Genomic DNA, 13,105 nt, shown 5'->3' on the forward strand with positions numbered 1-13,105 from the left:
GACGCTTCACTGGGGTTTGCTGAAATCATAATAGAAGCGCGGACGCTCGCCAAGAAGCACTTGGTAAATATCGTAATTGGTTCTCATCGCTCCGGCCAGGAAGGTCTTGTAGGGCCTGTCCGCAACATTGACGAGTCCGGAATTGTACCGCTCCGCCCAATCCCCGATGCCTTGCCAATACCTCCCCGTGGGGGCCTGATCCACATAATTGAACCAGTGCACGCCCACGACATAACCGAGGCTGGCCGCCCCCTCGACATAATTGCGGTACCTCAGCTGGCGCTCGTTCTGATTCGCCGCCGTTCCCGGCACGAGCGGCTTTAACCCCTGCTCGGCCGTGCCGTAGCCGAATTCACTGAAGAGGATCGGCTTGCCCCCCGACTTCACATGCACTTCGCTTAGAAGGTCCGTTTCCATCTTGCGCGTATAATAGTTGATCGAGATGACATCCATATACTTGCCCGACGCTTCGGCGAGATAGCCCCGGAGCTTCGCATCGTGGAACGGCGTGGTGATCCACCGGTCGCCGAGGAGCAGGTGATTCCCGTCGTATTTGCGGTAGATCCGCGAGACCGTTCCGTAGAACGTATCGAGATAGAGCTCGAAGAAGTCGTTCATATCCTTCCACGAGGCCGAGCTCTGCAGCGGGAGTTCCTTCTCCTTCATGTCGTCGAACGAAGTGAAGCAAGATCCCCAGGCCGCGTTGAACGCCCCGATGCTCCGGTACTTTGCCGCAAGCTCGCTCACCAGGCGCAGCTTGATGGCGGCCTTGCTTCCCTTGAGCTTCGGCACCTGCCGGTGGAATTTGTGGTAGTCGTATTCATTGTCAAGGAAATATCCGAGGAGCATGGGATCCTCCCGGTGTGCGGGCAGAACGGCCGCGAACGTCTCGTCGATCTTCTTCTCCGCGTCCGGCGCGAAGATATCGAACAAGCTAAGGCCTGGGATCTTGGCCCAATCCATCCAGCTCAGAGGCAGCATCCGCACGTAAGGGAAGCGGTTCGCGCTGCCGTACTGCTCGGGGGAATAGCCCCCGGCGGTATTGAACCCCCACTTCTTAAGACGCCCTACCGCCTCGGTATAGAGGCCGCCGCCGCTCGGGAACCTCCCCATCTTGCGGTACTTGTTCGCCATGTAATACGAGAAGCTGCCCGGGTCGCCGGGGACGAAGGCCGGCTGGTATTCGCCCTCGGCAGGCGGAATCCATTCATACTTCCCCTCACGTCCGCGTACCATCGTATACGTCTCTATATTCGTCAGTCCGTTGACGCCCAGGCTAAAGAACAGATTCCCTTCGGGCGTCTTCAGCACCGGACGTCCCTCGGCTTCCCCCACCGCAAAATAGCCTGTCCCGGCAAGGCCGTACCGCTCTGCGCTCCCGGCGAGTCCGCCATAAGTATCCCACGTTACGGGCGGGTTCAAGCCGTCATAATAGGCGGCATCGTCCTTGGCGTCCTGCCGAAGCTCCCGCTCGCTCTTCACCTTCTCCGGGAACGGGGCGGACACGATCTGCCCGAAGCGGTCGACCTTGATCTCATCCGTCGCATTGAGCTCATACGTGCGCAGCGGGCTCGGCTCCCTTCCGTCCGCCACCGCATACGTCTGCAGCCGGGGATGGCCTGTCAGCGCAATCGGACCGGTATAACGCTCGAATGCCGCATCCTCCCCGAGCCTGTAGAATAGGCTCGCTCCCGAAGAAGCGGAGCTCAGCTCGGCCTGCAGCCCCCCTGCCCCCCGCTCGGTCTTGAGCTGGACGGCCGGCGTGCCCCGGTTGAGCTGTACCAGGGAGATCTGCTGCGCCCAAGGCTTGTCGTAGGATTCCGGCAGCTCGATCCTGAGGTAACGGATGCCTTCCGCAAGTCCCCCGGCGTCATAGACATAGGGCTGCCAGCTGCCGGAGGCCCGGCCCGCGCCGTAGGTCTCCGCCTCCAGCTCATCGTACGCCATGCCGTCCTTCGAGACATACAGACGCAGCTTCTCTACGGCAGACCCGGCATATTGGTAGGCGAAGACGGAGAGGGAGCCGATGTCGTAGGAGGTACGGTACACTATGCTCCCCTTGGCCGTAGAGCTGCGCGTCAGACGGGAGGCATCGCCGCCGAAACTGGCCGGGTCGCTGCCGGTCAGGTACACGTTCGCCCGGCTGTAGATCTTCCCGAAGGTATCGAGCGGATCCGTCAGGCCCGGGCCCCCCCCCGGAGAGGACATCAGGAACGGGGCGGTCTCCCCCGACTCCCGGCTGTTCAGGAAGGTCATGCCGTCGGTCGCATTGACCAGTGCCAGGCTGATCTCTTGAACTCCCAGGCGCCGGGCCTCCTGCGCATATCCGGTTATATCGAACTGCAGCCAGCCGGGCGTACCGTACTCCAGCCTCTGCTCCTGCAGCAGCTGGCCGTAGGTAAGTCCGGTTACCGATGAACCGTCCTCTCCGCCATAGACCGAGTCTGTGACGGGAAGCGGTGCGTTCCCGTACGCATCGCCAGTGACCGAAGACGATGGCAGGCCGTAGACCGCATCGGCTGTCCCGGCTGCCGGTGGAGGCAGGCTGTCTGCCGCACCGGCGATTCCCGGCGTTCCTGGCGGCCCGGTGCCGCCATAGGCCGCAGCCGTCACGGACAGCGGCAGCGGCTTATTCGCATAGGCCAGCGAACCCTCGGACCACCCTCCGGAGACCGAATACAGCCTCAGGAGAGCCTGCGCCCGGGAAGCATCGGAGGCATAGCCGTACACCTGAAATGTGACTGTGTCCGTCTCGCCCCCGGCCGGCAGCCTGAATTTGAAGTACGCCTCCCGGCTGCGGAATTTCTTGACCAGCAGCACGCCCCCGCCGCCATATGCGGCATGCGGCGCACCGCCGTCCACGTACCCATCCTCCAGCGCCGGAGAGATCCGCCCTTCCCCGGATCCGGCCGGAATCGGCAGGTAGCGGTACGTGGAGACGCGCCCTGCCCCCGCCCCGTCCAGGAAGGCGCAGGTCTTCAGCACGGTATACCGGAGCATATCCACCGGAGCCTCATAAGGCTGCCGGGTAAGCGACGTACGGGGATCGCTGCCGTCCGTCGTGTAATACACCGCCGCTCCTACGGTCGGCGTATCGAGCACCGCCTTGCTGCCGTAGGGGACTACCCCGGCGGGCAGGGAAGAACGCACGCCGGCCGCACCGTTCAGAACCACCTTCCCGATGGAAGGAGGTTCTCCGGATGCGCCCGCCGGGTACCGGATCTGAAGATAGCGCGTATCCGGCGGAAGGTCCGCCGACTCGTATCGTACCGACCGCAAGTACCCGCCCTGATCGTAGACATCCGCCGTCACAGGCGAGTAGGTCACCTGGTCGGAGGATGCATAGAACGCCGGGGGATCCACCGGCCGCCCTCCCGGCGTATAATAAGCATCCACAGCAAAAGAACGAAGGGGATCCTTCGTCCGGTAAGTTATGTATTCCTCTCCTCTGCCGCTTGACTGCACCCGGGTCAGATCGTCCGCCCCGCCGGGGAACTCACGCAGAACCAGTGACGCCGAACGGTCGTAGACCCGGCTCCAGTCTTCGAGGTCGTCGACCAGAACCGGAGAAGAAGCGGCAGCCCATCCCTCCGCAGACGGCGGCACCGCCATCGCCAGCAGGCTGCACAGCAGCAGCCGGGGAATCCATCCTTTTGTTGATTTCACTATTTCATCCTTTCTCCCATGAACAAACTACCGGCAGACAGCTAGGCCCGGATCCGGCTGCCGACAAAGAACTTGCACCAGGCCCGGCTGTAGCGGACGCCGCCGATCTGTACATACTCATCATCGTACCCTTGGACCACGCCGCTCTTGTCCAGCATGCGCTCCGTCTCCGGACGCATCAGCCAGATGTGAACGTGCCGCTGATACAGCGAAGCTGCGAACAATTCAATGCCGGAGATCAGCTGCTTGTAATCCCTCACCTTGATATTGGGATTTTCATACATTTTGTACCACCTCCATTAGCAGTATGGCACAAGTTTCTATTCACATCAATTGTTAGCGCTTTTTTCATTTCGCGAGTAAAGGGCTTCACCCTCCTTTAAGGACGATACGCGTTCGTAAGAAACACAAGAAGACAGAGTCGAGCTCTGGTGAGATATAAATTCTAGTATTCTCAAAGATAGCCCGCTAAGACCAACAACGCCAGGCCGTCTATACACCTCTGGCTCTGCATGGAGGGTCCCTGTCACGCCGCCCGCCCGGCCAACTGTTCCGAAGCCCGCAAGCTTGCCCCTCCCCGGCGCTTGCAAGCTTGCTCTACAGGGCCTCTCCTGTTCCTTTGAGTGAGAAAAGGGTATAATAGATTAGGTATAATAGATTTCTAGAGTCCACCCATCTTATGCAGCAGGAGTGACTGTCTTATGCCAACCGGAATACTCAGAGGATTCACCCACCGGCACGACTCGCCGGTTCACTATAGCCTGAAGCTGGACGATACCGAGATTAGTCTCAACGATTGGGTCGGCCGCACCGTACACATCCAATTCACGGGAGAGATCCGCTGCGTTCACTGCTCCCGCAGGATCAAGAAGACCTACAACTCCGGATACTGCTATCCCTGTTTCACCGAGCTCGCGGAGAACGATCTGTGTATCGTGAAGCCGCACGAGTGCCACTTCGACCAAGGCACCTGCCGCGATCCCGAGTTCGCGAAGACCTACTGCATGGTTCCCCATTATGTGTATCTTGCCGTGAGCAGCGGACTGAAGGTCGGGCTGACCCGCAAGGGCAACCAGATGAAGCGCTGGACAGACCAGGGGGCGCTGCAGGCGATCCCGATCGCGGAGCTCCCCACACGCAAGCTTGCCGGCGAACTCGAATTCGAGCTGAGCAAGCATGTCATGGATAAGACCGACTGGCGCAAAATGCTTAAAGGCCAGGTCGATGAAATCGACCTTCTGCAGAGCCGCCGGGAGCTTCTCCAGCATGTGCCCGAGGCGTTCAGGCCTTACCTGCTCGATGACAGCGATGTCTACGAGTTCGTCTATCCGCTTCTCGAGTCGCCCGAGAAGATCAAGACTTACGATCTCGCCAAGGCTCCATTGATCACGGACCGCCTCATCGGCATCAAGGGCAACTATCTGATCTTCGAGGGCGCCGTCATGAACGTCAAAAAATTCAGCGGCTACAAGGTTTCGATGGATCTTGTAGAAGAGACCGCCGATGAAGAGCAACAAGAAGACCTGCTCGTTCGTTAAAGCTATCATCCCCTATGTATCATTTCTAACTGAAGCGGCCTTTGTCCGGCACCTGCCGGACGAAGGTTGTTTTTTTGTGGATTTTTTACTGAGAGTCTTTCTACCGGAATTTTCTTGCCGGAATCACCCTCTGCAGGTTAACAAAAACATTACAAAAAATTGAACCGGCTTCCAGTATAATCAATTTGTAATTTTATCCATTTTGCAAAGGAGGCATTAGGTAATGAAGTCGATGTTCAGGTTCATGGCTTCGGTAGTTCTCGTATTGGCTTTGGTGTTCGGCAGTATCGGTGCGTTAGCTCCACTAGGTATTCCTGCTGCGGAAGCGGCCGTCTCGGGGCCTACGGACTATGCCGGCATTATCAACCATATCAAAGCATACGGATGGCTGCCGGATAACTTCCTGACCAAGTCCGAGGCAAACCAGAGAGGCTGGGTATCCAGCAAATGCAACCTGGCCACCGTTGCACCGGGTTACAGCATCGGAGGCGACGTGTTCTCTAACCGGGAGGGCAAACTGCCGGCCAAAGCAGGACGCATCTGGTATGAAGCCGACGCCTATTATAAGTCGGGCTGCCGTGGTGCGCAGCGTGTCGTTTTCTCCAATGACGGCCTCTACTACACGACCAGCGACCACTATCAAACGTTCAAGAGATGGTACTGAGTTTATAGCAGCGAAAAAGGACTTGCTTCCTGGAAGCAGGTCCCTTTTACTGAAATAGAGCAAGACATCCCCATAACGAACCGGAATAAGGAGACCCCTAAACCATGCTTACCGAACTGCTGCTTGACGGCAAGGAACTGAAGACGATGGATTCGTTTCACCAGGAGTTCAAAACACGGCTCCTGTTCCCGGATTACTACGGCCATAATCTCGATGCCCTCTATGATTGCCTGATGGACTACGCCGCAGCTCCCCTGGTCATCCGGTGGATCCACTTTGAAGACAGCCGGCGGCAGCTGGGTGAACGCGTCCATGCGCTGGTTCAGGTGCTGCGGGACGCAGCTTCGGAGATGCCGGGGCTGGAGCTGATTATCGAGAACGGCGGCACGTCGGAGCAGGGGTAAGCCTCCCCTGGCAACAGTAAACTTGGCTGTACACGGTTGACCAGCGGGATCTATTCCTTACGACAATTCTAAACTTTCATTTACCAAAGAAGGAATGTTCCGGGAGACAGCGAAACCTTCACTTCAAGCTACCTGTAAGAGCAACCTACATACAAAGGTAGATACTTAGGATTAGAGAGGAATGAAGGTATGAACCGCAAAGTATCCATCACCATGCTGTCGCTAATGAGCACTCTCCTGCTGCCTGTCGGCGCCTATGCCCAGACAGGGAGCCCGGAAGCGGCACCACGACTGCCTTTCTCCCAAAGGGGACAGAACTCCGTAATCGATGCCAGTAAGTCCATCCGGGTTACGGTACCGTCTTCTGCCGAGAGCGAGGTTCTGAAGAAAATCTGGGACGTGCCCGGAAGAACCGAAGATTTTGACGGCGACCGGGTGATCTACACCACCGCAGACGGTTCGGTCCATCTCAAGCGGCTGAGCGACGGGACCGACACGGTTCTGGATCAGAACCCCGATTACTGGGACTTCGGTACATGGGCCTATCTGGTACCTGCCGGTGTATTGCTGGGGAACCCCTCCGGCTCCTCCTTCCGGTTGTGGAAGGATGGCACCTTCACTCCGGTCACTCCTCCGGACTGGGATAGCGAAGTGAACCCGTCGATGTCCATCCTACGCGTGAAGAACGGCTATACCGTATATACGGTCTACGGACACGGGGATTACCTCCTGAATACGAATACCGGCAAGTCGGTTAAATTCGCTTCGGCTTCGGGCAGCGACAACCTCTATGGGAACTGGGACATGTCGGAGAGCGGGGAACTCTACTATACCGCCTCGGGCGGGATCTACAAATTCGATCCGGCAGACGGAACCACCACTGAATTATACGCTTACCCGGATGCAGAGACTTCGTATAAAGAGCCTCTGGTGACCGGCAGCACCCTCGTATTCTCGGATTACGAGAAGCTGTATGAACTCTCGGAGGGCACCGTGAAAGAACTCGCCTCCAATCTGTCCATGAGCAGAGACAGCTACTATCAAGTGAACCAAGGCTGGCTGCTGTACACGGGCCGGACCCCTGCAGAGCAGGCTGGTCAAGGCGAGTTCTGCTTCTTCCTCCGCAGCCCCCAAGGAGAGACGCGGGTGCTCCCGCAGGATACCTACCAGATCTCCATCGATAAGCTGCAAGCGGACGGCACCTTCTCCTATTTCAAGGAGGGAGTCCAATACGTGGGCGACACCTACATTGGCGGCAGCTACGACAAGACCTTCTGGGTTAACGGGCAGGGCTATAAGGTGATCGACGGCGCTTTGTACTCCATCCAGGTCGACGCGCCTCCTCCCGTTACTCCGCCGTTCTGGCCGGTCCCCCAGCCGCTCACCGTCAGCAGCGCAACTTATGACAGCATCACGGTCGCATGGCAGCCCGCACAGGAAGACAAGGAGACCGTCCAAGGCTATAATCTGTACCAAGCTTCCGATATTGCCGAATTCTCAACCAGCGTCGGCGGGGATGTCCTGCAGTACACCTTCACCGGGCTGAAGCCGGGGACAGCGTATGAGTTCCGCGTAGTCCCCTATAACCACTTGGGCTACCCCGGGGAGACTGCGTTGATTCAAGCTTCCACTACTTCCGCTCCTGCAGCGTCCTCCACGCTCGCACTGAAGCTCAATACGGGCCGAATTCAGGTGGGCCGCGTAGCCGAGGTGACGCTGAAGGCGGAACAGGTGACGGATCTATACGGCTTCCTGGCTAAGCTCGAGTACGATCCGGCCAAGCTGAAGCTGATGCAGGCCGTACTTCACAACGACTTCGGCCGGGAGAACTCTACAGCGGTGCTCGGCAAGGTACTGGGCGCGAACGGCAAGGTGAAGCTGAGCGGTTCCCTGCTCGGGCCCGTACCCGGCAAGGGCGGTTCCCCGTCCCTGGTGACGCTGAAGTTCATACCCCAGAAGAGCGGCAGCACGGACGTAGTCCTGCATACGGACTCGGCATACTCTGACAGCCAAGGGAAACTGAGTGCTCCGGCAGCTCCCTCGAAGGTGACCCTGCAGGTGGGCCCATAAGGATAAGAAAAACGCCTATCGGCGTCCTTTAAGATCTCTGTGTGCCAACCCATACGTTGGTGCACGGTGAAGAATGGGTATGGGGTTCCAACCGCTCTTGAAGTCGTGTCCTTTTCCACCCCATACCCATTCCCTCTCTAAATCCACTCTCTACTTGGTTCCTACCATACCAGGAACAAAAACAAGGTGGAAAACAAGCTCCAACTCGAAATTTTATAAATTCTATTATACTAAAAAAGGGAACCGGCAAGCCTGCTTCGCAGGCCGCACCGTTTCCCTTTTCCCCTTCCCGTCCGGCCTGCACTCATGTTGCCTGCAGCGGGCGGACATACGGCGAGATCCCGATCGCCAGCTCCCGGATTCCCTCCGCGAGCAGTCCGGCCAGCCGCTTCGCCCCGGCTTCCGTGAAGTGCGTGAGATCCGTACCGTTCTCGGAGACCATGAAGAGGCGGGACGCCTCTTCATACCCTAACGCCGCGTAATGCGCCAAGCTGCGGGTCATGAGGTCGACGAGCGGCACCTCCAGCTCCTCCGCAACCTCTTTCATCGCCGTGCAGTAGTCCGCAAAGTCGTTCACGAACGTGCCGTCCTCGGTATGCAGCCGCCCCATCGGTGTAACCAATAGCGGCACAGCCCTCCGATCCCTGGCCCCTGTAATGTAGAGCCGCAGATAATCCTTGTAACTGCCGAAGGGCTCCGTGTAGCGTTCCGGCCTGCTCGGCGTGGCGTCATTGTGGCCCATCTGCACGAAGAGCCAGTCCCCCTCGCGGATCTCCTCCAGAATCGAATCCAGCCGTCCTTCCTCGATGAACGTCTTCGAGCTGCGTCCGCCGATGGCCCGGTTCTCGAAGCGGACCTCCCCCGTAAAATATCCTGCGATGTACTGCCCCCAGCCGGCTTGGGGCGCACGGTCTGCCGTATACGTTTGAACCGTGGAATCCCCCGCCAGATAGATCGTGAACCGCGCGTCTGCTGCCATCTTCAGCACTCCTCCCTCATCGCATACCCGAGCAGCTTCGCGGGACCGATCAGGCCGGAGGGCAGCGACCGCCCGTCATACCGGTTGGCTAGCGTGTTCGTGACGGCCACCGTCAATTCGTTGCCGCCGGGCCGCAGCAGCTCGCCGACCGGGAACCGGTACGGGCTCCACATGGCCACCCCGGCTTCTTGCCCGTTCACCCATACCCGTACGAGCTCGTGGGCTTCGCCGAGATCGAGCTCCACTTTGCCGTACTTCTCCCACGCGTCCCCATCCAGCTGCAGGTGTTTCTCGTAGACGACCGTGCCGGAGTAATGCGCCATATCTTCCCACTCTGTCCAGGAGGTGAGCGTGTCGATCTCCCGGGAAGCGGCGGCGCCCTGTACCCGCCATGCGCCGGTCACCCGCTGCTCCTCCGCCAGCTGCCACCCGGCGGCGGCATCCATCCCGGAGAAGTTACCGCTCCCCTCCGCTACGGAGGCCGCAGCCGGAGTCGGGTCGACGACGATAAGCACGCACTCCCGGCGCTCCACATGGAGGGCAATGGCTGCCCCCTCCCCGCCTGAAGTAACCGCCGCCGCCTGCATGGCGCCCGTCCACGGATGCCAGATCTCCACGTTGCCCGTTACCGGGAGGGAGAATGCCCCTTCATAGGCCGCTTCCCCTTCGTTCACGAGGCAATAGAAATGAATGCCTTCCTTCACGACATGGCTGACCCGGATCGCCGGGCCTGCAGGCAGCAGCCTGCCGTCCTTGCCGAACCCAGCTCCGAGCAGGGCCGCCGCATCGGCTGCGCGGAGGCGCTGCTGTCCGATGTCGGCTCCGCTCTTGCGGCCGGTCTCCTCATCCTCAATCTCGATCACAAGTCCACCCTGATCCAAGAAGGCTTGCAGCTTGCTCCAGGTCTCGCTGCCGAACCGGTCCCCGTTCTCCACGACCACCGCCTTGTAGCGCTGCTCCGCGATGCGCAGCGTCCCTTCGTCCAGGGCGCACGACGAGAAGAGCAGCTCCTCTTCGAGGTAGTTGAACTCGATCTGCCTCTCATAGAGCTCCCTGGCCGCTCTCCAAGGCAGTCCGGATGCCGCGGTAAGCACCGCCACGCCGGCCTGGTTGACGCTGTCCGTCATCAGCCAGCTCATCCGCTTGATATACCGGGCGAAGCGGCGGTATTCCGGCCACCAAATATTGTTCGGCCCGACGTCCGGCGGACGCTCGTCCCTCCGTTCGTTGCGGATCGAATAATAGAACGCGTGCGGCGAGATCAGATTGACGCCCCGGACGAACAGCCAGTCGAGATACCATTTCATCTCGTCTGCCGTCAGCGACCAGCCTCCGCCCTTCCCGCAGACGCCGAACACCTCGTTGAGGTTGCGGCGCCGCCTTCGGTGGCGGGCCGAATCCGCCGAGCATTTGCCGAGCGTGCTGTGCGGCCCGGTCACCCCGAGGCCGTCCTCCGGTGCGATGAAGCGCCAGACGACGTCCTGCCCGGGAATATGGAAATACTGCAGCAGCCCGATATCGTCGCTTCCCGCCGGGTGGCCGGTCAACGCGATGCCGTGCGCCCCGCACCAGTCGTGCAGCGGCTTGTAGTAGGACTGCGTCATCCGGCGGTAGACGGCATGCTCGTACGCCCCCCGGATGCGCTGCGTCGCTTCGCCGGCATCCAGCCACAGCGCCGGCAGATCCTTCAGCGCGAGCCCGGCGGCCAGGACGTCGTCCAGCAGATCCGCCGTCCAGGGCTTCAGCCCGCGGAGATGCCTGCGCCCCAGCAGATCCGGCTCGTCGGTGAACATCGCGATGACGGTGGAGCCGAAGTAAGGCCTAAGCTTCGCATAATACTTCTCATGCGTCTCCTCGATGAAGCAGCGGACCGCCTCCACATTGAGCAGGTCGGCGGCCAGGGGCGCATCCGCCTCCCCGTCGTCCTGTCCTTCGTGAATGCCGCGGATCGTTCCTCCCGAATACACATCGGCGAATACGAGTACAGACCAGACGCCGTCCCCCGGCGGAGTGAAATCGAGCGACAATGCCTCGTCGCCGTCGCCATAGCCGGGCTCCATGTGCAGCAGGAGCGTAGCGGAGGGATCGATCTCCTCCCACGACACCTTGCGGACCGCTTGAACCGAGACGATCCGCTCTCCCGGGGACAGGGATACCGTGATGCGCGTGCTCTTCCCGGCCGGGCAGGGGGTCTCGGTCATCCGGAGCCCCCGGCTGGCGAAGGCCGGATTGCGCTTCACCACTAGCCCGTTGGCTGCTCCGGAGGGGTACATCCCCTCATCGTACAGGATCACCTGCATGCCGTGCTCCGCCGCTTCCTTCACGGCAGCTTCTGCCAGGTCCAGGAATTCCGGGGACAGATAAGGCTGAGTCCGCGGGAGCCCCATACGGGGGTGGAGCACGAAGCCCGAGACTTCTTTGCTATGAAACTCATGGATCTGCCGCAGGATCTCCTCCCTCGACAGTTCGTCGTTCCAGAACCAGAACGGCACCGGCGAGAACTCGGCAGGGGGATGGTCAAACACGCTTCTTAGTCTTTCCAGCATTCGGGTATACCTCCAGGTCAGTAGGATCGCATCTCTATCATGTCTTCTCATCTCTACCATAGCTGCCGGGCCGCTTACCCGCCATTGGACATTCTTGCAGCCGGGCTCCCGCGCCTGACAAAAAGGGACACCCCGTTATCAGGGGTGCCCCGCTTAATCAATTCAATCCACCGAGAACCGGATGAGGCACGTAGGGCTCCTCGAGGCTGGCGATCTCCTCCGCGGTCAGCTTCAGCGACAAGGCTGCCGCCGCATCGTCGAGATGGTGCGTCTTCGTGGCCCCCACGATCGGCGCCGTCACCGGCTCCTTCTGCAGCACCCACGCGAGCGCCACCTGCGCGCGCGGCACGCCCCGCTTCGCCGCGACCTCGGCCACCCGTTCGACCACCCGGCGGTCGGCTTCGGCCGCTACGGCGTACAGCGTCTTGCCGAACTCGTCCGTCGCCGAGCGCTCGCTGCCCTCGTTCCAATCCCGGGTCAGCCGTCCGCGGGCCATCGGGCTCCATGGGATGACGCCGATGCCATCGGCCTTGCAGAGCGGCAGCATCTCCCGCTCTTCCTCGCGGTACAGGAGGTTGAGGTAATTCTGCATGGACACGAAGCGCGTCCAGCCATTGCGTTCGGCAGTATGCTGCGCCTTGAGGAACTGCCAGGCGTACATGGAGGATGCGCCAATATAACGCGCTTTGCCCGCCTTGACGACATCATGGAGCGCCTCCATCGTCTCCTCGATCGGTGTAGCGTTGTCCCACCGGTGAATCTGATAGAGATCGACATAGTCGGTGCCGAGCCGCCGGAGGCTGTGGTCGATCTCGCTCAGGATCACCTTGCGCGACAACCCGCCGCCGTTCGGTCCCTTGCGCATCGGGTAGAAGACCTTCGTCGCGATCACGACCTCGTCGCGGCTTGCGTAGTCCTTCAGCGCCCGGCCCACGATCTCCTCGCTCGTCCCATCCGAGTACATGTTCGCCGTATCGAAGAAATTGATCCCGAGATCGAGTGCTTTCTTGATGAACGGCCTGCTCTGCTCTTCATCCAGCGACCACGGGTGCGCCCCGCGCTCCGGCACCCCATAGCTCATGCAGCCGAGACACAGCCGCGAGACGTCCATACCGGTAGAACCCAGCTTTACATACTCCATCTGCCACCCACTCCTTCTTTTTACAAAACTTCCATCCTATCATATCGCAACTCCCGGCCCAAAAAAAGAAGAGATAGGAAAATCCTGCCCCTTGCCG

The 13,105-nt window shown here is 60.1% G+C and carries 9 protein-coding genes; 4 read left to right on the plus strand and 5 right to left on the minus strand.

Going from position 1 to position 13,105, the window contains the following annotated elements; all coding sequences use genetic code 11:
- Positions 1 to 6: 6 nt before the first annotated feature.
- Together O9H32_RS15640 and O9H32_RS15645 are read right to left on the minus strand one after the other, a co-directional pair.
- Positions 7 to 3,666 carry a CBM96 family carbohydrate-binding protein gene (locus tag O9H32_RS15640; RefSeq protein WP_269867048.1) on the minus strand — a complete coding sequence of 1,220 codons (3,660 nt, stop codon included), beginning with the start codon at positions 3,664 to 3,666 and terminating at the stop codon, positions 7 to 9.
- 41 nt (positions 3,667 to 3,707) lie between these two features.
- Positions 3,708 to 3,950: a hypothetical protein gene (locus O9H32_RS15645; RefSeq protein ID WP_269867049.1), complete on the minus strand. Its 243-nt coding sequence runs from the start codon at positions 3,948 to 3,950 to the stop codon at positions 3,708 to 3,710.
- A 417-nt stretch (positions 3,951 to 4,367) separates the two neighbouring features.
- Here O9H32_RS15645 and O9H32_RS15650 point away from each other — a divergent pair, with 417 nt between their 5' ends.
- The 4 genes from O9H32_RS15650 to O9H32_RS15665 all read left to right on the plus strand — a co-directional run bounded on the left by O9H32_RS15650 (position 4,368) and on the right by O9H32_RS15665 (position 8,342).
- Positions 4,368 to 5,204: a DUF2797 domain-containing protein gene (locus O9H32_RS15650; RefSeq protein WP_269867050.1), complete on the plus strand. Its 837-nt coding sequence runs from the start codon at positions 4,368 to 4,370 to the stop codon at positions 5,202 to 5,204.
- 223 nt (positions 5,205 to 5,427) lie between these two features.
- Positions 5,428 to 5,868, plus strand: coding sequence for a ribonuclease domain-containing protein (locus tag O9H32_RS15655; RefSeq protein WP_269867051.1), 441 nt, complete (start codon positions 5,428 to 5,430; stop codon positions 5,866 to 5,868).
- A 104-nt stretch (positions 5,869 to 5,972) separates the two neighbouring features.
- Positions 5,973 to 6,272: a barstar family protein gene (locus tag O9H32_RS15660; RefSeq protein WP_269867052.1), complete on the plus strand. Its 300-nt coding sequence runs from the start codon at positions 5,973 to 5,975 to the stop codon at positions 6,270 to 6,272.
- A gap of 189 nt (positions 6,273 to 6,461) precedes the next feature.
- A complete protein-coding gene (locus tag O9H32_RS15665; RefSeq protein WP_269867053.1) occupies positions 6,462 to 8,342 on the plus strand; it encodes a fibronectin type III domain-containing protein in 1,881 nt (626 codons plus the stop codon).
- A 304-nt stretch (positions 8,343 to 8,646) separates the two neighbouring features.
- On the opposite strand, the gene O9H32_RS15670 is transcribed toward O9H32_RS15665, so the two are convergent.
- The 3 genes from O9H32_RS15670 to O9H32_RS15680 all read right to left on the minus strand — a co-directional run bounded on the left by O9H32_RS15670 (position 8,647) and on the right by O9H32_RS15680 (position 13,008).
- Positions 8,647 to 9,321, minus strand: coding sequence for a rhamnogalacturonan acetylesterase (locus O9H32_RS15670; RefSeq protein WP_269867054.1), 675 nt, complete (start codon positions 9,319 to 9,321; stop codon positions 8,647 to 8,649).
- A 2-nt stretch (positions 9,322 to 9,323) separates the two neighbouring features.
- Positions 9,324 to 11,867 (minus strand): glycosylhydrolase-like jelly roll fold domain-containing protein, encoded by a 2,544-nt coding sequence (locus O9H32_RS15675; protein ID WP_269867055.1) that lies wholly within the window; start codon positions 11,865 to 11,867, stop codon positions 9,324 to 9,326.
- 157 nt (positions 11,868 to 12,024) lie between these two features.
- Positions 12,025 to 13,008: an aldo/keto reductase gene (locus O9H32_RS15680; RefSeq protein ID WP_269867056.1), complete on the minus strand. Its 984-nt coding sequence runs from the start codon at positions 13,006 to 13,008 to the stop codon at positions 12,025 to 12,027.
- Positions 13,009 to 13,105: the final 97 nt, after the last annotated feature.

The organism is Paenibacillus caseinilyticus, assembly GCF_027533645.1.
GTDB classification, from domain to species: Bacteria; Bacillota; Bacilli; order Paenibacillales; family NBRC-103111; genus Paenibacillus_G; species Paenibacillus_G caseinilyticus.